At 69.9% G+C, this 22,081-nt stretch carries 18 protein-coding genes and 2 pseudogenes; 5 read left to right on the top strand and 15 right to left on the bottom strand.

Going from position 1 to position 22,081, the window contains the following annotated elements:
• Positions 1-2: 2 nt before the first annotated feature.
• Both H293_RS0107850 and H293_RS0107845 read right to left on the bottom strand, forming a co-directional pair.
• Positions 3-1,433: a glycoside hydrolase family 43 protein gene (locus H293_RS0107850; protein WP_028807647.1), complete on the bottom strand. Its 1,431-nt coding sequence runs from the start codon at positions 1,431-1,433 to the stop codon at positions 3-5.
• 58 nt (positions 1,434-1,491) lie between these two features.
• The gene (locus H293_RS0107845; RefSeq protein ID WP_020117331.1) at positions 1,492-3,138 is read right to left on the bottom strand and encodes a glycoside hydrolase family 27 protein; all 1,647 of its coding nucleotides are present in this window, start codon (positions 3,136-3,138) and stop codon (positions 1,492-1,494) included.
• A 360-nt stretch (positions 3,139-3,498) separates the two neighbouring features.
• On the opposite strand from H293_RS0107845, the gene H293_RS0107840 reads away from it, so the two are divergent.
• Positions 3,499-5,100 (top strand): glycoside hydrolase family 43 protein, encoded by a 1,602-nt coding sequence (locus H293_RS0107840; RefSeq protein ID WP_020117330.1) that lies wholly within the window; start codon positions 3,499-3,501, stop codon positions 5,098-5,100.
• 53 nt (positions 5,101-5,153) lie between these two features.
• A pseudogene (locus tag H293_RS0107835) lies at positions 5,154-6,170 on the top strand (glycoside hydrolase family 10 protein); the annotation flags it as partial.
• 57 nt (positions 6,171-6,227) lie between these two features.
• Here H293_RS0107835 and H293_RS0107830 read toward each other — a convergent pair.
• From H293_RS0107830 to H293_RS0107780, 11 genes are all read right to left on the bottom strand, one after another.
• Positions 6,228-6,920, bottom strand: a complete 693-nt coding sequence (locus H293_RS0107830; RefSeq protein ID WP_020117328.1) for a haloacid dehalogenase type II — start codon at positions 6,918-6,920, stop codon at positions 6,228-6,230.
• A gap of 108 nt (positions 6,921-7,028) precedes the next feature.
• Positions 7,029-8,027, bottom strand: coding sequence for a type I glyceraldehyde-3-phosphate dehydrogenase (gene gap, locus H293_RS0107825; protein WP_020117327.1), 999 nt, complete (start codon positions 8,025-8,027; stop codon positions 7,029-7,031).
• 129 nt (positions 8,028-8,156) lie between these two features.
• On the bottom strand, positions 8,157-9,113 hold the full coding sequence (locus H293_RS0107820) for a GlxA family transcriptional regulator (RefSeq protein WP_020117326.1): 957 nt from the start codon (positions 9,111-9,113) through the stop codon (positions 8,157-8,159).
• A 20-nt stretch (positions 9,114-9,133) separates the two neighbouring features.
• On the bottom strand, positions 9,134-9,562 hold the full coding sequence (locus H293_RS0107815; RefSeq protein ID WP_020117325.1) for an OsmC family protein: 429 nt from the start codon (positions 9,560-9,562) through the stop codon (positions 9,134-9,136).
• 38 nt (positions 9,563-9,600) lie between these two features.
• Positions 9,601-10,581 carry a phosphotransferase enzyme family protein gene (locus H293_RS0107810; protein WP_020117324.1) on the bottom strand — a complete coding sequence of 327 codons (981 nt, stop codon included), beginning with the start codon at positions 10,579-10,581 and terminating at the stop codon, positions 9,601-9,603.
• A 35-nt stretch (positions 10,582-10,616) separates the two neighbouring features.
• On the bottom strand, positions 10,617-12,284 hold the full coding sequence (locus H293_RS0107805) for a hypothetical protein (protein WP_020117323.1): 1,668 nt from the start codon (positions 12,282-12,284) through the stop codon (positions 10,617-10,619).
• A gap of 171 nt (positions 12,285-12,455) precedes the next feature.
• On the bottom strand, positions 12,456-13,808 hold the full coding sequence (locus tag H293_RS0107800) for a cytochrome P450 family protein (RefSeq protein WP_020117322.1): 1,353 nt from the start codon (positions 13,806-13,808) through the stop codon (positions 12,456-12,458).
• Between the two features lie 52 nt (positions 13,809-13,860).
• Entirely contained in the window at positions 13,861-14,469 is a 609-nt protein-coding gene (locus H293_RS0107795) for a GTP-binding protein (protein ID WP_028807646.1), read from the bottom strand.
• Positions 14,441-14,818 (bottom strand): DUF742 domain-containing protein, encoded by a 378-nt coding sequence (locus H293_RS0107790; protein ID WP_007386762.1) that lies wholly within the window; start codon positions 14,816-14,818, stop codon positions 14,441-14,443. The genes H293_RS0107795 and H293_RS0107790 overlap by 29 nt, the downstream gene beginning before the upstream one ends.
• Positions 14,815-15,216 carry a roadblock/LC7 domain-containing protein gene (locus H293_RS0107785; protein ID WP_020117320.1) on the bottom strand — a complete coding sequence of 134 codons (402 nt, stop codon included), beginning with the start codon at positions 15,214-15,216 and terminating at the stop codon, positions 14,815-14,817. Before H293_RS0107785 ends, H293_RS0107790 begins: the two co-directional genes overlap by 4 nt.
• Positions 15,213-16,406: an ATP-binding protein gene (locus H293_RS0107780; protein WP_020117319.1), complete on the bottom strand. Its 1,194-nt coding sequence runs from the start codon at positions 16,404-16,406 to the stop codon at positions 15,213-15,215. Before H293_RS0107780 ends, H293_RS0107785 begins: the two co-directional genes overlap by 4 nt.
• Positions 16,407-16,779: 373 nt before the next feature.
• On the opposite strand from H293_RS0107780, the gene H293_RS0107775 reads away from it, so the two are divergent.
• Both H293_RS0107775 and H293_RS61350 read left to right on the top strand, forming a co-directional pair.
• A complete protein-coding gene (locus tag H293_RS0107775; RefSeq protein ID WP_020117318.1) occupies positions 16,780-17,706 on the top strand; it encodes a GNAT family N-acetyltransferase in 927 nt (308 codons plus the stop codon).
• Positions 17,707-17,775: 69 nt separating this feature from the next.
• Positions 17,776-17,979 carry a hypothetical protein gene (locus tag H293_RS61350; protein ID WP_310591869.1) on the top strand — a complete coding sequence of 68 codons (204 nt, stop codon included), beginning with the start codon at positions 17,776-17,778 and terminating at the stop codon, positions 17,977-17,979.
• Positions 17,980-18,082: 103 nt separating this feature from the next.
• Here H293_RS61350 and H293_RS61345 read toward each other — a convergent pair.
• Positions 18,083-18,634: pseudogene (locus H293_RS61345) on the bottom strand (serine hydrolase); the annotation flags it as partial.
• A gap of 242 nt (positions 18,635-18,876) precedes the next feature.
• Positions 18,877-20,910 (bottom strand): DUF1996 domain-containing protein, encoded by a 2,034-nt coding sequence (locus tag H293_RS0107765; protein ID WP_033415312.1) that lies wholly within the window; start codon positions 20,908-20,910, stop codon positions 18,877-18,879.
• Positions 20,911-21,173: 263 nt separating this feature from the next.
• Here H293_RS0107765 and H293_RS0107760 point away from each other — a divergent pair, with 263 nt between their 5' ends.
• On the top strand, positions 21,174-21,743 hold the full coding sequence (locus tag H293_RS0107760; protein WP_020117315.1) for a 3'-5' exonuclease: 570 nt from the start codon (positions 21,174-21,176) through the stop codon (positions 21,741-21,743).
• Positions 21,744-22,081: the final 338 nt, after the last annotated feature.

Here is a 22,081-nt window from a genome sequence, read left to right as displayed (position 1 = left end):
GACTAGTGGGTCGGGGCCGCGGTGGCGCCGGGGCTGAACTGCCACCAGTTCATGTTGAGCAGGTAGCCGCTGCCGCCGCTGAATCGCAGGTAGAGGTCCTGGGTTCCGGTCGCGCCGGTGACCGGGCAGCTGACCGTCGTCCAGGTCTGCCAGCCCCCGGTGTTCGGCACACCGCACCGGCCCACGACGGTTCCGCTCGGGGAGCCGAGGCGCAGTTCGACGGTGCCGCCGCCGCTGCCGGAGGCCACGCGCGCGGTGAAGGAGGACGCGCCAGACCCGAAGGCCACGCCCTTGACCTTGACGTAGTCGCCGTTGTCGATCCAGCCGACGTTCATTCCGCCCTCGCTCGACGGTTCGGTCTCGATCCCGGAACCCCAGGCGATCGTCTCGGCCTCCTGGCGTACGTACGGATTGAGCGTGCCGGCCTGGGGGGCGCCCGCGTTCGTCATGTTGATCGTCGGGATGGTGCCGTCGGCGTTGTAGGAGAACCTCTCCACCGCGACCGAGCGCGTATAGCCGCCTCCGCCCGGGAGCGCGCCGTTGTGGTAGAAGAAGTACGAACTGCCCTTGAAGTCCACGATCCCGGGGTGGTTGGTGAAGCTGCTGCCCTGGGTGGGCATGACGGTCCCGCGGTAGGTCCAGGGCCCGGTCGGGCCGGGTGCCGTGGAGTAGGCGATGAACTCCGAGCAGCACTTGGCCGCGAACACCAGGTAGTACAGACCGTTCCGCTTGTAGACCCAGGGCCCCTCCTCGTACAGCGTGGGGCGGTTGGGGTCGCCGGTGCGGGTGCCGAACCCCGCGGTGGTGAGCGGGATCCTGGTGGGGCTCCCCGAGTAGGAGGTCATGTCGGCGTTCAGCCTGACGTACGTCAGGTTCGGGTTGCCCCAGTACAGGTAGGCCTGGCCGTCGTCGTCGATGAAGACGGTCGGGTCGATCTCACCGTTCTCCACCAGCGGACGGCCGAGGGCGTCCCGGAACGGTCCGGTGGGGCTGTCCGACACCGCCACGCCGATGGCCATCCGGCCGGTCGCCTTGTTCTTCACCGGCACGTACCAGTAGAACCGGCCGTTGCGCTCGACGGTCTGGCCCGCCCAGGCGTCGGCGGACGCCCAGCTGAAGGTGGTCAGGCTGAGCGGGGAGCCGTGGTCGGTCCAGTTGACCATGTCGGCGGTGGACCAGACCCGCCAGTCCTTCATGGTGAAGTAGGTGGAGCCGTCCTCGTCGTGCCCGGTGTAGAGGTAGACCCGTCCGTCATGGACCAGCGGGGCCGGGTCGGCGGTGTAGACGTGCTGGACGATGGGGTTGTCGGCCCGGGCCGCGGTGGGCTGCACCGCGGCGGGGACGACGGCGAACACCAGCAGCAGGCCCACCACCCAGGCGGCAGCCCGGGTGAGCCTCGTACCGGCGGGGGGTAACGGTCGAGCCGTCATCATCGTGGCCTCCGGGGGATGTCGGCTGGTGGGTGGGCTGCCGGCCGGTGCTCGGGGCCCCTCACGTGCGGGTCCACTTCTGGTTGGCCTGGCCGTTGCAGGTCCACAGGACCAGCGGGGTCCCGTTGGCGGTGGCGGCCCCGTTGACGTCGAGGCACAGCCCGGCACGGACGTTGCGGATCGAACCGTCGGAGCCGACGGTCCACTTCTGGTTGTCCTGGCCGTTGCAGGGCCAGGTGATGACCCGGGTGCCGTTGGTGGTGCCCTGGTTGTATGCGTCCAGGCACTTGTCGCCGTAGACGCGGATCTCCCCGCCCGCCCAGGTGGTCCACAGCTGGTTGGCGGCCGTGTGGCAGTCCCAGATCAGGGCCGTGGCCCCGGCGGCGGTGGAGGCGTTGTCCACGTCCAGGCAGCGGCCGGAGGCGTTGCCGCGCAGACGTGAGGTGGTGGCGGCCAGCGGGCTGCCACCGCTCACCCGGAACACGGCCACGCCGTGCGCGGGGACGCTCGCCGAGATCTGCCCGGACGTACTCGACGTGCCGCCGGTCCACAGGTCGGTGAGGGTGAACGGCCCGCCGGACAGGCCGACTTGCGCGGCCGTGGCGGTGACCGTCGCGGTGCCGCCGCCCCGGTTGAACAGGCCCACCGCGACCGAGCCGTCGGACAGCGGTTTGGCGAACACCTCGGTGTCGCCGTCGTCGCGCACCCTGCGCCCCCCCGCGCCCAGCGCGTCCTGGTTCACGGCCAGCAGGCGGGGGTTGCGCAGGATCGCGCTCACGTCGGCGGACATGGTGCGGATGTCGTTACCGGCCATGAGCGGCGCGCTCAGCAGGGCCCACAGCGCGAAGTGGGAGCGGGACTCGGTCAGCGACAGACCGGGGCGGCCGACGACCAGCATGTCGGGGTCGTTCCAGTGCCCCGGACCGGACTGCGCCGCCAGCGGCGCGGTGATGTCCAGGACATTGCCCACACCCATCGGATAGCTGTTGGTGTTGCCGTTCTGCCAGATGTCGAGCAGGTCCTCGGTGGTCCGCCACAGGTCGGCGACCTCGCCCCAGTTGTACGTGGCGCCGGTGATGGCGTGGAAGCTGTTGGGGTTGATGCTGTACACGATCGGCCGCCCGGTGGCACGCAGGGCGTCACGCATCAGCGTGAAGCGCGTGACCTGTTCGTCGCGGGTACCGCTCGACGAACACCAGTCGTACTTGAGGTAGTCGACGCCCCACGAGGCGAACGTGGCGGCGTCCTGCGTCTCGTGCCCCCTGCTGCCCGTCGAGCCCGGATAGGCACCGCTGGTCTGCGCGCAGGTGCGGTCGCCCGGCACCTGGTAGATGCCGAACTTCAGGCCCTTGCCGTGGATGTAGTCGCCGAGGGCCTTCATCCCGCTCGGGAACTTGGTCGGATTGGCCCGCAGGTTGCCCGCCCCGTCACGCTGCGGGTCGAACCAGCAGTCGTCGACCACGACGTACCGGTAGCCGGCGTCCCGCATGCCCGAGGACACCATCGCGTCGGCGGCCTGCCGGACCTGCGCCTCGGTGACCCCGCACCCGAAGCTGTTCCAGCTGTTCCAGCCCAGCGGTGGAGTGAGTGCCGGGCTGCCCGGCGCGGCCGTGGCCGGGGTGTGGATCGCGGCTGTGACGGACGCGGCGACCGTCAGGACGGCGGAAGCGAAGACACGAAGCAGTCGTCTGCCTGTTCGTCTGGACACGGTGGGCTCCTTTCAGGGCGACGCCAGACAGTGGATGACTGGAGTACGCCTGTCGACTCATAGCAGGTACATGACATTCACTGTCGTTCGAAATTTCGGTCTTCTTCCGGACGTCGCCGCCACGGATACTAGGGAGGCTGACGGGGTTGTCAACTACGCCGGTCGTGCCAAATTCTCCTCAACACGGCCCCACCGGGCTCGCAAACGCCGAAACATTTCGGTGTCATCCACGAATCATGCGAGACATATTGACGGGAGCTCTCCACCCCCTACCATCCAGGGTGTCCCCCGGCCGACTAACGTTCGCAATTTCGAACAGGGGTTGGATTTGGAATGGATATGTCATGCTCTCATCAATCCATGGACCGCCGCCGCGCGCTGGCCGCCGGCGCCGGCCTGGTCACCGGCGCCTTCCTGCCTCTGGCCGGAGCCCCCCGGGCCGCCATGGCCGCCGAAGCCGCCGGGACGTACACGAACCCGGTCATCTGGCAGGACTTCGCGGACATCGACATCATCCGCGTCGGCGCCACCTACTACGCCTCGGCCTCGACGATGCACTACTCGCCCGGGGCGCCCGTCCTGCGCTCGTACGACCTGGTGAACTGGGAGATCGCCGGTCACTCGGTACCCGTCCTCGACTTCGGCGCCAAGTACGACCTGAACGGTGCGCGCGGCTACGTCCGGGGCATCTGGGCCTCCTCGCTGGCCTACCGCCCGAGCAACAGGACCTTCTACTGGCTCGGCCAGATCGACTTCGCCAGGACGTACGTCTACACCGCCACCGCCGCCGAGGGGCCGTGGAACCGCCTCACGACCATCAGCACCCCGTACTACGACGCGGGACTGCTCGTCGACACCGACGACACCCTGTACGTGGCGTACGGGAACACCACCATCAGCGTGGCCCAGCTCTCGCCCGACGGACGCAGCCAGGTCCGTACGCAGCAGGTCTTCACCACACCGTCGAGCGTCGGCACCCTTGAGGGCTCCCGCTTCTACAAGATCAACGGGCAGTACTACATCTTCCTGACCCGCCCCGCGAACGGCCAGTACATCCTGAAGTCATCGAGCGGCCCCTTCGGCCCCTACACGATGCGGCAGGTCCTCCTCGACCTGCGCGGGCCGATCCCCGGCGGGGGCGTCCCGCACCAGGGCGGACTGGTCCAGACCCAGGGCGGCGCCTGGTACTACATGGCCTTCGTCGACGCCTACCCCGGCGGCCGGATGCCCGCCCTGGCGCCGGTCACCTGGACCGCGGACGGCTGGCCCGTCGTCCAACTCGTGAACGGCGCCTGGGGCACGTCGTATCCCAGCCCGGCCGTGCCCACCCCGCCCCGCCAGGTCACCCCGATGACCGGCGTCGACACCTTCGACGGTACGAGCCTCAAGCCGAGGTGGGAGTGGAACCACAACCCGGACAACACCAAGTGGTCCGTCGACAACGGACTGACCCTGCGGACCGCGACCGTCACCAACGACCTGTACTGGGCCCGCAACACCCTCACCCACCGCATCCAGGGACCCACCTCCACCGCTACCGTCCAACTCGACTTCTCGACGATGCGGGACGGCGACCGGGCCGGACTCGCGCTGCTGCGTGACTCCTCCGCCTGGATCGGCGTCCGACGCGACGGCGGCGCGACCCGGGTGGCCATGGTCAACGCCGTGACCATGGACGGCAACTGGAACACCACCGGTACCGGCACCGAGGCCGCGAGCGCACCCGTCTCCGGCGGCCGCCTCTGGCTGCGCGCGAGCGCGGACATCCGCCCCGGCTCCGCACGCCCCGGCACCTTCTCCTACAGCACCGACGGCACGAACTTCACCCGCCTCGGCCCTTCCTTCTCGATGGGCAACGACTGGCGGTTCTTCATGGGCTACCGATTCGCCCTCTTCAACTACGCCACCCAGGCACTCGGCGGCTCGGTCCGCGTCCCGCGCTTCGAGCTGTCGACGCCCTGATCCGACCCTCTCGACCACACCACCCAACCCCCCGCACACCATGGAGGACAACCATGAACCCGCTCACGCGGCTCGGCCGTCGCCGAGCCTCGGTGTTAACCCTGCTGGCCGTCGGCGCCCTGGTGACGCCGGCGGCCGCGACCGCCGCACCCGACGCGGTCCGGGCCTCCACTCTGGGCGCCCAAGCGGCCCAGTCCGGACGGTACTTCGGCACCGCGGTGGCCTCCGGAAGGCTGGGCGACGGCACGTACACCGGGATCCTGGACCGCGAGTTCAACTCGGTCACCCCGGAGAACGAGATGAAGTGGGACACGACCGAGCGATCCCGCGGCTCGTTCAACTTCGGCCCCGCCGACCAGATCGTCAACCGCGCGGCCTCCCACGGTCAGCGCATGCGCGGACACACCCTCGTATGGCACAGTCAACTGCCCAGCTGGGTCAGCTCCATCAGGGACGCGAACACCCTGCGCGGCGTGATGAACAACCACATCACCCAGGTGATGAACCACTACAAGGGCCGGATCTACGCCTGGGACGTGGTCAACGAGGCCTTCGCCGACGGAGGCAGCGGCCAGATGCGCAGCTCCGTCTTCCGGGACGTCCTGGGCACCGGCTTCATCGAAGAGGCCTTCCGCACCGCACGCTCCGCCGACCCGGCGGCCAAGCTCTGCTACAACGACTACAGCATCGAGAACTGGAGCGACGCCAAGACCCAGGGTGTCTACCGCATGGTCCGCGACTTCAAGTCCCGGGGTGTGCCCATCGACTGCGTCGGCTTCCAGTCCCACTTCGGCGCCGGCGGCCCGCCGTCGAGCTTCCAGACGACGCTGTCGAACTTCGCCGCGCTCGGCGTGGACGTCCAGATCACCGAACTCGACATCGCGCAGGCGTCCTCAGCCGCGTACGCGAACACGGTGAGGGCCTGCATGAACGTGGCACGCTGCACCGGCATCACCGTCTGGGGCATCCGCGACAGCGACTCCTGGCGCAGCGGTGAGAACCCGCTGCTGTTCGACCGGAACGGGAACAAGAAGGCCGCCTACCAGTCGACGCTCACGACGTTGGGCGGCGCCTGATCGCGCCGAGGCCGGCCTCGACAACGACCTGCCTGCTGACCGTGGCTCCCGTCAGGGCGCCGTCAGGGCGGTGACCAGTTCGGCCAGGCCACCGAATCGGCCGTCGAAGGTGTCACGGCTCGTAGGCGGTTCCCCGACGGGCCGGTGCACGTAGGCGGTCCGCATTCCCGTCGCCTGGGCTCCGCGCAGGTCCCAGGCGTGGGCAGCCACCATGAGCACGCGGTCCGGCGCGCATCCGGCGGCGCCGAGGGCGAGTCGGTAGACCTCGGGCGCCGGTTTGTAGGCGTGGACGGTCTCTGCGGACAGGGCCTGGTGCCAGCGCAGTCCGGCATGGGCGTTGAGTCGTGGAAGAACGGTGCGTGCGGCGTTGGAGAGCCCGAACACGGGGAACCACCGTGACAGCCGTTCGAGACCGGCGACGGAATCGTGCCACGGCGGCAGGCGCTGCCCCGCCATGGCCAAGCGAGCCACGGTCGAAGGATCCGTGCACCCGGCGCGGGCCGCGACCAGGTGCGCGGCCTCCGCGTCGAGAACCGAGCTGTTGACGTACGCGCGCTCCCCTTGGGCGATGCGGCGCCGCTCCCGCTCTCCGTGGCCCTGCCACAGAGCGAGCAGTTCGTCGACGCGCGCCTCGTCGGAGGCGGGCACCGCTTCGCGGATTCCCGCTCGGAGTCCGGCCGGTTCGTCGACGAGGGTGCCGAGGACGTCGAAGACGACGACCTCGATGTCGCGGATCACGGCCATACGGGCTCCCGTTCACACCGATGTCACCTACTCGACCGGTGATGATCCTGTCAGTCAGGATCATCACCGGTCAAGAGGGTCACGCGTGCTGTGCTGGGGCCGAGAGCCTCAGCCGTTGGCCAGGAGCTCCAGCGTGTCGATCACGCGGTTGGAGAAGCCCCACTCGTTGTCGTACCAGGCGACGACCTTCACATGGCGGCCCTCCACGCGGGTCAGGGCCGAGTCGAAGATCGACGAGGCGGGATTGCCCGTGATGTCCGAGGAGACGAGCGGGTCCTCCGAGTACTCCAGGACACCTGCAAGCGGCCCTTCGGCCGCCGTGCGGTACGCCGCCAGTACGTCCTCGCGGGTCACGTCACGGGAGACGGTCGTGTTCAGCTCGACGATGGAGCCGACCGGGACCGGGACGCGGATCGAGTCGCCGGACAGCTTGCCGTCCAGGTTGGGCAGCACGTGGCCGATCGCCTTGGCGGCGCCGGTCGTGGTGGGCACGATGTTGACGCCGGCGGCGCGGGCGCGACGGGCGTCGCGGTGCGGGCCGTCCTGGAGGTTCTGCTCCTGCGTGTAGGCGTGCACGGTCGTCATGAAGCCGTGCTCGATGCCCGCGAGCTCGTCGAGCACCGAGGCGAGGGGCGCGAGCGCGTTGGTCGTGCACGAGGCGTTGGAGACGATCGTGTGCAGGTCCGGGTCGTAGGCGTCGGTGTTGACCCCGTACGCGAGCGTGACGTCGGCGCCGTCCGAGGGTGCGCTGACGAGGACCTTCTTCGCGCCCGCGTCGAGGTGGGCGCGGGCGGCCTTGGCCGAGGTGAACCGCCCCGTGGCCTCCAGCACGATGTCGACGCCGAGTTCGGCCCAGGGAAGCTGCGCCGGTTCGCGCTCGGCGAGCACGGTGATGCGACGGCCGTCGACGACCAGGGTGTTCCCGTCGACGGTCACCGGACGGCCGAGGCGGCCGGCCGTGCTGTCGTAGGCGAGCAGCCTGGCGAGCGTGGCGGGCTCGGTGAGGTCGTTGACGGCGACGACCTCCAGCGCGCTGTCGCGTTCGAGGAGCGCGCGCAGCACATTGCGTCCGATACGGCCGAATCCGTTGATGGCGATGCGAGTCATGAATGGTGTCCCTTCCCTATGCCCACCAGGCTCGCGCGCGGCCGCCCCCGCTGACAGTGGCGCGATCGCCATGGTTCAAAAGGATCGCGCCAAGATCGGCACAGGTACCCACCTGGCCGAAGGGAGGGACTACTCGCCCCGGGTGAAGGTGCGCCGGTACTCGCTCGGCGTCGTCCCCAGGATCCGCTGGAAGTGCGTCCGCAGATTCGCGCCCGTCCCGAGCCCTACGTCGGTGGCGATCTGCTCGACGCTCCGCTCGGAACGCTCCAGCAGCTCGCGGGCCATGTCGATGCGGGCGCGCATCACCCACTGCATCGGCGTGTATCCGGTCTCCTCGACGAAGCGTCGGGAGAACGTGCGCGGCGAGACCGCGGCCTGCCGCGCGAGGAGGTCGAGGGTGAGGGGTTCGTCCAGGCGGTGCAGGGCCCACTCCCGGGTGGCTGCGAAGCGCTCGCCGAGGGGCTCGGGCACGCTGCGCGGCACGTACTGCGCCTGACCGCCACTGCGGTAGGGGGCCGCGACCAGGCGCCGGGCCGCGTGGTTGGACGCGGCCACGCCGAGGTCGCCGCGCAGGACATGCAGGCACAGGTCGATGCCGGAGGCGGCGCCGGCCGAGGTCAGCACGCTGCCCTCGTCCACGAACAGCACGTTCTCGTCGACCCGGACGAGGGGATGCTTCGCCGCGAGTGCCCTCGTGTAGTGCCAGTGGGTCGTGGCGCGCCGGCCGTCGAGCAGACCGGTCGCGGCCAGCGCGAAGGCGCCCGTCGAGATGGCGGCCAGCCGCGCGCCCCTGCTGTGGGCGGCGACCAGCCCCTCGACGACGGATGGCGGCGGATCCTCCCGGTCCGGGAACCGGTAGCCCGGGATGAAGACGAGATCCGCCCAGGCGAGCGCCTCCAGACCGTGGGCGACGTGGTACGACAGCCCGTCCCCACCGCTCACGAGCCCCGGGGCCGCGCCGCACAGCCGTACCTCGTACGGCATGCTCGCGCGCGTGGTGAACACCTGCGCGGGGATGCCGACGTCCAGGGGTTTCGCGCCTTCGAGGACGAGAACGGCGACACGGCGAAGGCGGGAGTCTGACACGGGGACAGGCAACGCGGCGGTCAGGCGTCCTCGACGGTCGCGGTGACCGGCGTGCCGATCTCGACCGTGCGGCTGACCGTGCACAGGCGGTCGTGGGAGGTCTTCACCGCCCGGGGCAGGATCGTGCGGGCCCGGTCCGCGCCCTCGCCGTCCGGGAAGGTGACGGTGAAGGTGACGGCGAGGTCGGTCAGCCGGTTGCCGAGTTCGTCGTTGACCTTGTTGCCGCTCACCTGGACGGAGAAGGAGTCGGGTTCGGCGTGGCGGGTGGTGGCGAGGTCGACGTCCACCGCCGTGCAGCCGCCGAGCGCGGCGAGGAGCAGTTCGACCGGGGTGAACTCGCTGTCGGAGCCGGTGCCGAAGCTGATCGTGCCGCCGCGGGTGTTGGTGGCGACGAAGTGGCCGGTGCTGGTGCGCTCGACGGTGACGGACCGCGCGGAGTTTTCGCTCATGCCGAGGACATTAGTGCCAGGTCGGCGAGGCTCGCAGATCACCACTCGTCCGTCAGCGCCTCCGTCAGCCGGGAGACGGCGGTCAGGTCGGGCAGGCCGCGAAGCTTGGCCACGGCCTCACGGCTCCCGAACGCGCGCTGCTCGGCGGTCACCGTCGGATCGACCGCGCATTCGGCCTGTACGTAGACGTAGTTGAGGTCGGTCGCGATGAGCATCGAGAAGGCGTCCACGCTCTTGACGGCCGCGCGGCCCCCGGCGTCCCGGTAGGCACGCACCAGGCGCCGTGCCGCATCGGCGTCGAAGCGGTTGCCGCCCGACCATACGTGGACAGCACGGGCCAGTTCACGCTCGGCCGAGACGGGCCCGGCGTTGTCCCAGTCCAGCAGGACCGGTCCGTCCGGGCCGACCAGGACGTTCTGCGGACGCATGTCGAGGTGGGAGGTCACCACGTCACCGGGAGACGACGGCGAGACATGCAGGGCCAGCTCTACGGCCGTCGAGGCCACGAACCGGCCCAGTTCCGCTGCCCAGGGCAGACCGGCCCGCTCCACCTTGCCGAGCAGTTCGGCCCAGTCGGACTGCGGGTTGCACCGTTCGTACCAGCCGCTCGGAGTCCCGCTCGCACCCTGGCCCGCCTTGTGCAGGAGGGCGAGCGTACGACCGCACCAGCTCAGGATCTCCGGGTCCGACGGGTCCGACGGGGCGACCGGGGTGCCGTCGACCCAGTCGTACAGCTTCGCCCAGGAGCCCTCGGGGAGCCGTACGACATGGGCGCCGGTGCGGTCGGGCAGGAGACGGGGCGCGGAGACGCCCAGCGTCTCCGCCGCGTCGCGCAGTGCGGCCTCGGCGCCGACGTCCGGCTCGTCCTTCTCGAAGAGCAGCTCCTTCACCGCCCACGCGGTGCCGTTGCCGGACAGTTTCCAGATCTGTCCCAGGGCGCCGCGGGCGACGGGCGTCATCGTCCAGGTTCCCGGGCCGAGTTCATAGGCGTCCGCGATGAATGCGCCCGTGGTCCGCATGCGACTCCCTGCTGCCGTAGGCCGGTTGACGAAGCCTATCCGCAGCAGTCCGGCGCGCCGGTGTCCAGCCGGCAGAAGCAGGACGCCTCGACCGGTACGTCGGCCAGCGCGAGGGCGATCCGCAGTTGCTGGGCGACGATCCGCGCCTCCCCTTCCTTCCTCCCGCGGATCAGGCACTCGTGGAGGCCGTGCAGCGCCCATACGTTGCCCGGGTGCTGGAGCGGACGCGGGAGGGCGTCGTCAAGTCCGAGGTCGGCGCGGTAGACGGCCTCGGCCTCGGCGATACGGCCCTGTTCGAGCAGGAGGGCGCCGTAGGCGTGGCGGGTCGGCTGCATCCAGCCCCAGGGCTCGTCGTAGGGGAGGTTGTCATCCAGTTCGATCGACCGTTCCAGCGCCGCGAAGGCGGTGTCGAACTCTCCCTTACGGTAGGCGAGTTCGCCGTCCAGCATCGCGGAGGCGATCGCCAGGACGTCGGCGCACGTGTTGTTGAAGAGCATCCGGGTCTCGGGGACCTGGGCGACCGCCTCGTGGAACAGCGCGCGCTCGCGTTCGGCCTCGGTGATGCGGCCGAGGGCGGAGCAGGCGACGCCGCGGGCGTAGTGGAGCATCGAGGTCGTCACGCAGTACAGGCGTGGGTCGGTGGGCAACGGGAGGTCCAGGATCTCGGTCCAGCGGCCGAAGCGGATCAGGACGTGGACGCGCATCGCGAGGAAGGCCTCCAGCCAGTCGGCCATGGGCGGGCTCTCGACCCGCAGCAGGTCCTCAGGGATCGACTCCTCCAGCTGCGCGGCGGCCTCCAGGGCCGTCTCCGACTGGCCCAGGAACATCGCGCCGTAGATCTTGAAGTGGTGGTTGTGCGAGCGGTAGAGCGTGTAGAAGTTCATCGCTCCGGCCCGGGCAAGGGCCTTCTCGTCGGCGGCGATCGCGGCGCTGTTGTCCGCCACGACCCGCCGGTAGTCGCCGCACAGCACCTCCAGGTGCGAGGGCATGTGCAGGAGATGCCCGGCGTCGGGCACCAGGCCGCGCAGCCGGTCCGCGACGGGCAGGGCCACTTCGGGTGTGGGCGACATCTCCATGAGGTGGACGTACAGGTGCAGGACACCCGGGTGGGTACGGCCGGTGGTGCCCGCCAGTGACCGTTCCAGCACGGCTCGGGCCTCGTGGGTGCGGGCGCCCGCGGCGGGCTCGCCGGTGCGCAGGTCCCACAGCTGCCAGGGCGTGAGGTTCATCAGCGCGTCCGCGTACAGGGCGGCCACGTCCGCGTCGTCCGGGGCGAGTTCGTGGACGGCGCGCATGCTGTGGGCGTACGGCACGTTCCACACCGCGCAGTCCTCGGCGGGCTTCGCCTGCGGGTAGCGGGAGCGCAGGGCGCCGATCAGGGCCCGCTCCACGTCGGTGGCCCGGAGGGCCGCCTTCGCGTTCGCCGTCTCGACGGCCGTATGGGTGCGTCGCACGGTCCGGGCCAGGTCCCGGTCGTCGAAGAACTCCCAGGGCTTGTTGTAGTTGGGGCCCAGCGCGTAGGCGATGCCCCAGTGGGCCATCGCACAGTCCGGGTCGGCGGCGGCGGCCTTCTCGAAGCAGGCCACGGCCTCCTCGTGATGAAAGGCGTACGTCCACACCAGGCCGCGGTCGAACCAGAGTTGGGCCTCGGCGGAGTCGGTGGTGACGGGTCGGCCGTGGGCGCCGAGGTCGTAGTACTCCATACGCCGCTCCTCGTACTGCGCGCTGTGCTGTACGGGAGTCGATTCTGCCCGGAGACGGGCCTTTCGGGCGCGTGCGCGGCGAACTGTCCCCCGAACGAACGCAGGTGCCGGAGAGGGGACTCGTGAAGCCGTCAGTCCGCTCTCCGGCACCGGCCGGCCGGTGCTAAGCCGTCACACACGGAAGATCTCGAGGAAGCTGCTCCAGAAGCCCTTCTTGGCCGGCTTCTGGGCGGCGGTTGCGGAGACGCGCGCCGCCTGCTGGGGCTGCTGGACGACGGTCGGGCGGGCCGCGGTGGGCACGCCGTACGCCGAGGCCATCCGGGTGGCCGGGGTGGGGCTGAACTGCACGGGAAGGGTGGCCAGGGCGCGGTGGAACGGGCCGGGACGCCACTGCAGTTCCTGGGCCGGGACGCTCAGGAGCAGGTCGGGCAGCGCGTTGAGGATCAGCTCGATGGCCGTGACCGCGATCACCTGGGCCGGGCTCTTGGCCGGGCAGGCGTGCGGTCCCGCACCCCAGGCGAGGTGGGCGCCACGGCTGTGGGCCTGGCCCGAGGAGGCGAGCGCGGGGTCGCTGTTGGCTCCGGCGAAGCTGATGACCAGGGGGGAGTTCGCCTGAACCACCACTCCGCCGAGGTCGACGTCCTGGAGCGGGAAGTGCGTCGCGTAGTTGGCGATGGGCGGGTTGTTGAGCAGGACGTGGTCGAGGGCGTCCTCGATCTGCATGCTCGGCCCGTCCTCGCCGTCCCGGTCCAGGAGCAGGAGCAGGGCGTTGGCGATGAGGTTGCGCTCGGGCTCCACGCCGGCGCCGATCAGCATCACCAGCTGGTCCTTGAGCTCCTCGTCGCTGAGGCCGGCGGAGTGCTGGACGAGCCAGGAGGTGATGTCGTCGCCGGGTTCGCGGCGCTTGAGGGAGACCAGCTCCATGAAGCAGGCGGTGAGTTCGTCGCTGGCTTTCAGCGCGTCCTTGCCGTCGAACATGTCGGCCATCGCGCTGGTGACCCGGTCGCCGATGGCAGCGGGGCAGCCGAAGAGCTTGTTGATCATCAGCAGCGGCAGCAGCTTGGCGTAGTCGTTGATCAGGTCCGCCCGGCCCCGCTCGCTGAACTGGTCGATGAGGTAGGCGGCGATCGGCTCGACGTCGCGGCGGATGCGGGTGACGTTGAGGCGGTCGAGGCTCTCGGTGACCGCCTTGCGCAGCCTGAGGTGCTGGGCGCCGTCGGTGAACAGGCAGTTGGGCCGGTAGGCCATCATCGGCAGGACGGGGCTGTCGAGGGGGACCCGGCCGTCGTTGAGGGCGGTCCAGCGGCGGCCGTCGCGCGCGAACAGGTTGGGGTTCTGCAGCACGCGCAGGGCCGTCTCGTGGTCGACGACCAGGTTGGCGTCCACACCGGGGGCCAGTTCGACCGGGCCGGCCGGGCCGTGCGCCCGGAGGTAGTCGTAGACCTTCTGCGGGTCGGCCGCGAAGGAGTCGTCGTACATGGGGCATCTGGCCGCACCGGCGGCGGCCGTGTCGTGAACGTCCATGTCTGTGTCCTTTGGTGGCCCGGACCGTGCGGTCCGGGCGGGGGGTGGTGGTTCAGGCGGCGCGGTCGAGCAGGTGGCGCACGAGGGCGATCAGGGCGCGGGCGGAGGAGCGCTGGTCGCGGGCGTCGCAGTAGATGACGGGAGTGTCCGGAAGCAGGTCGAGCGCTTCGCGGATCTCGTCCTCCTCGAAGTGGCTGGTCTGCGAGAAGGTGTTGACGGCGATCGCGTACTCGAGGCCGTACTCGTCGATCAGGTCGATGACCGGGAACGTCTCCTCAAGGCGTGAGGGGTCGACCAGGAGCAGGGCGCCGAGCGCGCCGCGCGCCATGTCCTCCCACAGCTGCATGAAGCGCTGCTGTCCGGGGGTGCCGAACAGGTACAGCACCAGCTCGTCGCTCAGGGTCAGCCGGCCGAAGTCCAGCGCCACGGTGGTGGTCGCCTTCTCCGGCGCCCCGCGCAGGTCGTCGACGTGCATGGACGCCTGGGTCATCTTCTCCTCGGTACGCAGAGGAGTGATCTCCGACAGAGACCCGATGAAGGTCGTCTTGCCCACGGCGAAGTGTCCGACCACCAGGATCTTCGCGGCGGTGGTCACCTCGGCGGACACGTAGATGGAGCCGTTCGCCCCGGGGTCAGCCGATGTTGAGGGTTTCGAGTCCATGCAGAACCTTCTCGAGTATCGCTCGGGGAACGTGCTGGGCGGGGGCCGGTTCAGCGCGGCGCAGGAGGTGCCCCTGCTCGAATAAATCGGACAGCAGCAGTCGGGCCACACCGACCGGCAGTCCCAGATGGCCGGCGACTTCGGCGACCGACAGGTAGCCGCCCGAACAGAGCTCCCAGATGGCCCGTACCTCGGGGCCGGCCCCGAGCGGCAGGGTCCGGTCGGGGGCCAGGCACACCAGCGTGTGCAGGGCCAGGTCGTCGTCGGAGGGGAGACGACGACCGCCCGTGATGACGTAGGAGCGGACGAAGTCGCTGGTTACCGGAGCGTCCTCGCCTGGCCAGGTCATGCGTCTACGCCGGTGCTCTGGCGCGGGGTCGCGCTCATCGCCTTGGTCAATGCGCCCACCGTCTTCTGCATCCGGATCGACATGGCCTCCATGTCGACGTCCAGCGCGGTCGATACGGCGAGGTAGGAGCCGCTGCCCCCGGCGATGAGGAAGATCCATCCGCCGTCGAACTCGATCAGTGTCTGCTTCCAGAGGCCCTTGCCGCCCCCCACGAAGGGGGCGACGCTGCGGCACAGGGACTGCAGGGAGCTCATCGCGGCGGCGTTCCGCTCGGCGTCGTCACGGACGATGCCGTCGGACCGCTGCATCAGCAGGCCGTCCGCCGAGACGAGGATGGCGTGACGGGCTCCGCGTACCTCGAGCACGTCGTTCAGCACCCACGACAGGTCGGGATTCACTGGTTCTGAGGTCCTTCCGTGTTGTCCGAGTCCCGCCCGAGCAGGGTTCCGCGAGCGAATGCCTTGAGCCGTGAGGCGGTCTCCTCGCCGGCCGCGTCCAGGTCGGGAACCTCCGCGCCGGGCGTGGCGACCACGGAGACGGCGCCGTTGCGGCGCCGACGGCGCTTGGGCAGGCCTCCGGCCGTCTGTCCGACGACGAGGGAGGCGATCGGGGTGGGCTTGGCCGCCGCGGGCAGGCCCTCGTGGTCGTCGAGTTCGACGGGCGCGGGTGCGGGTGCGGGCACGTCCGCCGTCAGGAGGTTCTCGGGCACCCGGATCACGGCACGCACACCGCCGTAGGGGGAGACGGCGTCGACGGAGACGTGGAATCCGTAGTGGGCGGCGAGCTTCCCGGAGAGGGCGAAGCCGAACTTGGGCGGGTCGCCAAGGCTCGTGATGTCCACGGCCCCGCCGGTGGTCAGCAGGGACGCGGCGCGGGCCTTGGTCTCCTGGTCCATGCCGAGACCGGCGTCGTCGACGATCAGGCAGATCCCGGTGGGGACGGCCTGGATGTTGATCTCGACGGGGGTGCCGGGGGCGCTGTACTTGGTGGCGTTGTCCAGCAGTTCGGCCAGGACCATGGCGACCGGTTCGACCGCCCGGCTGGTGATCGCGACGTTGGCCTGCGCGTGGACCTTGACCCGCTCGAAGTCACGGATCCGCCCCTGGGCGCTGCGGGCGACGTCGTACACCGAGGCGTCCCGGTCACGCCGGCCGAGCCAGCCGCCGCAGAGCACCGAGATGCCCTTGGTACGCCGGCTGAACTGGCTGCCGGTGTGGTCGACCAGCATCAGGTCGGCGAGGACCGCGTGGTCGTCGCCGTACTTCTGCTGGAGTCCGTCGAGCAGGGACAGCTGCTCCTCGGCGAGGGTCGCCAGGGTGCCGACGGCCGACTTCAGGGTTGCCTTGGTCGCCGACTCGGCGTCCTTGCGCACCTCCTCCAGATCCGCGGCGTGCCGTGCGCTCACCGACGAGTAGGTCGTCTGGAGCTCGGCGAGCTGACCTCGCACACTCGCCACGTCGCCGTGCAGTTTGTTGTTGTTCGCGCGGAGCTGGAGGTTGGTTCTCCGTGCGCGCATCACTGCGAATACCGCAGCGATGAGTACCACGAGCAGGACCCACAGGAGTGGATCTTCGAACAATGACGTCATGAGACTCTCTTCAAGTCGCCTCGCGTCGGGAGACTGACCGTGCATGGGACCCCCGGAACCGCCCGCCGCCGTGCGGCGCGGGCCTTACCGGCGGACCAACCGTCACTCCTTCACGATGGGGCCGTTTTGGCTGTCCCCCGTACGCGCGTATGACGCGTCATCAGCCTACTGAAAAGTGTAATGATCTTATCAGTCGTCACAGTGCCAACAGGCGTACCATGCGCCACACTTGACGACTCTCCACAAAGGTCCCGCAAAGGCCCTGCAGGCGTTCATGATCAACAGCCGCAGCCTACCAAGGTCGTGAGAACGCCTTCTCCCCGCTCACGCAAACTCGTTTGCGGCCGTCGCGCCCGCCTCCGACCCTTGCCTCATGCCCTACCTGCTGCGCGCTGCCGCGCCCACCGACGCGCCGGCCGTCACCGAGTTGCTCAATGAGATCGACCGGATCGAGATCGGACGGCCCGAGACCGATCTGCACTCGGTGGAGTCCGATCTGGGCAGGCCCGAGACCGACCTCGACCGCGACTCCTGGCTGGCCTTCGACGGGCCTCGTCTGGTGGCGCACGCCCTGGTGTGGGACGACTCGAAGGGCGAGCGCATCGACGCCGACCACTACGTACTGCCCGACCACCAGCAGGCCGGTGAACTCCTCCTGGAGGCCGTCGAGACCAGGGCGCTCGAAAAGGCCCGGGCGAACGGTGCCTCGAAGGCCGTGCTCCATCTGCACCTGAACGCGGCGCCCACGACCGGCCTGGCGCTGATACGGGCGCGCGGCTGGTCGGTCGTACGCCGCTATCACGTGCTGGAGCGGGCGCTGCGGTCCGGCGTGGACCTGCCGCCCGAGCCGCCCGCGGGCGTTCGGGTGCGGGCCTGCGCCGACGAGGCGGACCGCAAGCAGGCGCACGCCCTCTACCAGGCCGCCTTCGCCGAGCACTTCGACTTCCAGCCGCGCTCGTACGAGCATTGGCTGGCCGACATCCACGCCGACCGGCTCGACTGGTCCCTGGTGTGGCTCGTCTCCACCGAGGACCTCGGGGACGTCGGCTTCCTGATCGCCCGCGACGACCGCGAGGCCATGGGATGGATCCGCAGCCTCGGAGTCGTCCGCGAGGCCCGCGGCCGGGGCCTCGGCGCGCTGCTGCTGCGGCAGGCGTTCGCGGCCTTCGCGGCCCGGGGGCGGGACACCGCGGGACTCGGCGTGGACACCGAGAACGCCACCGGCGCCCCCGCGCTGTACGCACGCAACGGAATGTCGGTCCATTACGCCGTCGACACCTGGGAAATCGTGGTGAGTTGAATTCCCGCGGCAGCGGAAAAACGATTACCGATTCTTTCCGACAGTAATGCGCAGACTAAGTTCTCCTCAATGGCACGCATTCTCCCCAGCTTTTCCGCGTCGGAGGACTGGGTGATCCGAGCGGTGACCGAGAAGGTCGGTGAACGGCGGCCGTCGGGGGTGGCCGCGATCAACTGGGTGTACCCGAGCGTGTCGCCCGTGGGGCCGAGGACGACTCCGCATCGCGTCTCGTACCCGTCCTCCGGGGTGGAGTGCAGCCGCAGGGGTGCGTAGACGAGCTCGCGCAGGAGGTCCTCGTACGGCGTGTGGGCGCCGCCTCCGCCATGAGGGCTACGGCGATGTTGTCCGAGTTCGAGTAGCGGTACTGCGAGCCCGGCTTGAAGAGCAGGGGTTGGTCGGCGACGAAGTCGAGCAGGTGCCGGGAGTCGAAGTGGTGGTGCGGGTCGGCCCGCAGCTCGTTGAGGAACCCGTCGCTGCGGGAGTAGTCCGGCAGGCCGCTTGTGTGCTTGAGAAGTTGACGGAGCGTCACCGACCGCCACGCGGCGGGGAGTCGGGGAAGCCGTTTGCCCAGTGAGGGCCACCGCCCCGCTGAAGGCCTTGGCCGTGCTCGCGATGGGCATGTGGTCGTCGGGGGCGGGCGAGCGACCCGGCGGAGGTCGGCGGCTCCGGCGCGCACGACGCGGGTCCGCTGCTCGGTCCGCAGGACGGCGATGGCTCCGGGTGGCCCGCCGCATTGGTGCACGAAGTCGTCGAGCTGGCGCTGAAGCGTCTGGTCACCCGACGAGTCGGCGGTGGCACCGGCCGTGGTCGGGGCCAGCGCGGCCAGGCAGACCGAGGGCGGACGCCGCTCGCAGGCGGGGTCGGCGCAGAGACATGGGCACTCCCGGAAGGGGGGACGACATGGCCCGTCAAGCCTCACCGGGAGCATTGTCCCGCGGGTATCAGCGGTCGCCCTTGTTCAGCTCGGCTCGCGGATACAACTGCATATCCCGAGGCGGCCGCCGGGGGTACGGTCCGAATTCGGTTTCCAGACCAAGAATTACCACGTCGATCTTGACGTGCCATGTCGGCGGGGGGCCGAGCAGGGGTGGCTGTCCGCCGGTGGAGCTGCGCGGCGGACAGCCACCCCTGCTTATAACTCGTGCTGCTTCCGGCTCGTGCCGGTCGGTGTCACATGGAGCGGCGGCTGGTCCGTCGCAGGAGAACGAAGCCGGAGATCAGGAGGATCGCGCCGAGCGCGGCCGGCCACAACTGGGTGCCGGTCTCGGCGAGGCTGCCCTGGTTGCCCTGAGGTGCCGGCTGTGCGGCGAGCGGGGGCTGGGCGACAGCGCCGGGGGCCTCGGTGGTGGTGTCGTCCTGGGGGGTGGGCTGGGTCGCCTGATCGTTGCCGTTGCCGTTCCCGTTACCGCTTCCGTTACCGGTCCCGCTCTCGCTCTCGCTCTCGCTCTTGGGCGAAGGGGCGGTCGTGCTGTGGGCGGTGGGTGAGCTGTAGGTCTTCGGCTCGTTGTCGGCCGGGGCGGTCGTCTGACCGCCTGCCGGGGCTTCGGCGGTCTGCGTCGGCTGCTGCGGCTCGTCGCTGTTTCCGGGGTTGTCCTGGGAGCCGTTGCCGTTGCCGTTGCCGTTGTCGTTGCCGTTGCCGTTGCCGTCCCCGTTACCCGGGTCCTGGCTGGCGCCCGGGTCCGGGGCGGAGCCGCCACCGTTGTCGCCATTGCCGCCGCCACCGTTGCCGTTGTCGCCGCCACCGTTGTCGCCGCCGCCATTGCCCGGGTCGTCCTGGCCCGTGCCCGCGCCGCACTCACGGCCGTCGTTGATGCAGCCGACCATCTCGTTCATCAGGTTCTCGTCGAAGACGTTGATGAAGTCGCCGTGGTCGGTGACGGGCTTGTGCAGCTGCTCCGGGAAGGAGTCGACCGCGAACAGCGGAGTCGTGCGGCCACCGTCGTTCAGGCTCGGCGCGTCGACGTCGTAGACGATCCGCTGGACCAGCTGCGGAATGGCCTTGAAGCCGTTCGCGCAGGTGCCGTCGTTCTGGGCGAACGCCACGTGGGTGCGGTGGTTGGCGCTGTCGATGTTGCGGCCGTCCCAGCAGCTCTGGAACTTGAACGTGCGCACCACGTCACTGCCCTGCGGGCACAGCGGGTACTTGTCCTTCAGCTGCCGGTCCTCGAACCCGGTGCAGCTCCAGGACGCGTTGGCGTTGGCGGTGCCGTTGACGAAGGCCTTGGCGTCGCCGGTGATGATGCGCAGCAGCCGCGGCATAGCGGTGACCTTGCTGCGGGGGTTGCCCACGAACGTCAGCGTCACTTCCTTGGGGGTGACGATCTGGCCGGCGTTGCCCTCGACACCGCCGCCGGGCTTGTTGGCGTCCTGTTCCTGCGTTCCGTTCTGGAGCCGGATCACGGGCCAGTAGTACGTGGACTTGTCGCCCTGGTCGGCACAGCTCGTCTCGGCGTTCGCCAGGTCCTGGTCGCTCGCGAAGGCGGTGTTGGACTGGTTGCCGATGTAGTCGTGGAAGTGGTGGGCGCCGTTGGAGACACCCGGGGCGACGATGACGTTGTCCGAGTTGAACAGGCCGTTGGCGTTCACACCGCAGCTGGTCACGAAGGTGCCGCGGGAGGCGTCGCCCTGAGCCGGCGGGGCCTGTGCGGCGGGTGGGGCACTGTTGATGTCGGCGTAGTCGGCGGCCACGGGGCCGTTGCCGGCCTGCCCGCCGTTGCCCTGCTGCTGGCCGCCCTGGTCCTGGCCGTCGCCCTGCTGCTGGTCCTGGCTCTGGCCGTCCTGGTTCTGGCCGTCACCCTGCTGCTGGTCCTGACCGCCGTTCTGGTTCTCGGTCTCGCGCAGGGTGCAGTCGGCCATGTCGCCGAGGCCGTCCGGCTTTTCTCCCGTGCGTTCGAGGGCCGCGGTGATGCGCTCGATCGTGGCGGCCCGGTTCTGCTGGAGTGGGTCGACGATACGGCTCTGCGCGGACTCCCGGTCCTGCACCGACGGGTCCTGGAGCTGCTGGTAGGCCTCGGCTATCTGCTGGTCCAGCAGCGCGAGTTCCTTGTCGACGTCCGCCCTCGACCCGTCGGGCACGTTGGTGAGCGTGTCGCCGACGTCCGGGCAGTCGATCGTGACGGCTCCCCACGACGTCTGCTGCGGCGTGCCGCTCTCCGTGGCGGAGGCGTACACATTCACCGCGACCAGGCCACCACCCCCGAGCATCAAGGCCACTGCGGCGAAGGTCGCACGTCGTGCGCCTGTCGGTCGTCTGCGATTACTGCGTCCCACGGATGTACTCCTGCGCGTGTCGGCTCTCCGGGCATGCAAGTCCCCCGCCCCATACGGACGGCGGGCCCCCCGTGTTCAAGCGCCTCGGAAATTCACAGCACTCTCATACGGAACACGGGGTTCCACCACCCCTTCCGAACCTCCGTGCAGGGAAAACGAGATGACTCGCACACATCTGCCCCCCTACGGTTCTCGTCATGAACAGCACGTGCACCAAGCCCCTCCTGAACGTGGTGGACGTCGAAGCCACGTGCTGGCCCGGTTCCCCTCCCCCGCGCGCGGTCTCCGAGATCATCGAGATCGGGCTGACGGTCGTCGACCTGTCGACCGCCGAGCGCGTCGAACGGCACCGGATCCTGGTGCGCCCCGCCCGGTCCGAAGTGAGCGACTTCTGCACGGAGTTGACCGGCCTCACCCAGGACGAGGTCGACGGGGGCCTGTCCTTCGGGGAGGCCTGCCGCCGACTGGCCTCCGAACACGCCTCCGGCGCCCGCCCATGGGCGAGTTGGGGTGACTACGACCGTCACCAGTTCACCCGGCAGTGCGGGGCCACGAGGACGCCGTACCCCTTCGGCCGCCGCCACACCAACGCCAAGGCGGTCTTCACGGAGGTGCACGGCCTGCGCAAGCGCCCCGGGATGGCGCAAGCGCTCGGCATCGCGGGGCTGCCCCTCGAAGGGCGGCATCACCGCGGCGAGGACGACGCGTGGAACATCGCGGCCCTCGTGCTGCATCTGGCGGGGCGGGACGGCTGGCCCTCGGACTGAGCGAGCCCGTCACCGGGCCCGACGGCGGCACTCTCGTCGCGGCGGCCGCCGTGATCACCCACCCGGTCCCCACGCGTTCTCGTCATTGCAGGACCGCGGGTCCTGACGTCTTCTACCTGCCTGGCCGCAAACCCGACCCGGGCAAGAACCTGGACACGGCACTCCTGCGCACTCCGGGCTGTCGCAGCACCGTGCGTCGAGGATCCGCACGGGACCGGGCTGCCTCCATGCCCTGGGCCAGGGTGGCACCCCCCGCGATCTTCATGAATTTCGGCTACCCGGGCCCAGGCCGGAGTTCTGGGCCCGGTCACGCCGGCGCCGACGCCGGCCGGCCAGGC

This window comes from Streptomyces canus 299MFChir4.1 (genome assembly GCF_000383615.1).
In the GTDB taxonomy this organism is placed as follows: Bacteria; Actinomycetota; Actinomycetes; order Streptomycetales; family Streptomycetaceae; genus Streptomyces; species Streptomyces canus_C.
The sequence above is the reverse complement of the archived record's forward strand: the minus strand, read 5'-3'. Positions and strand labels throughout refer to the sequence as shown.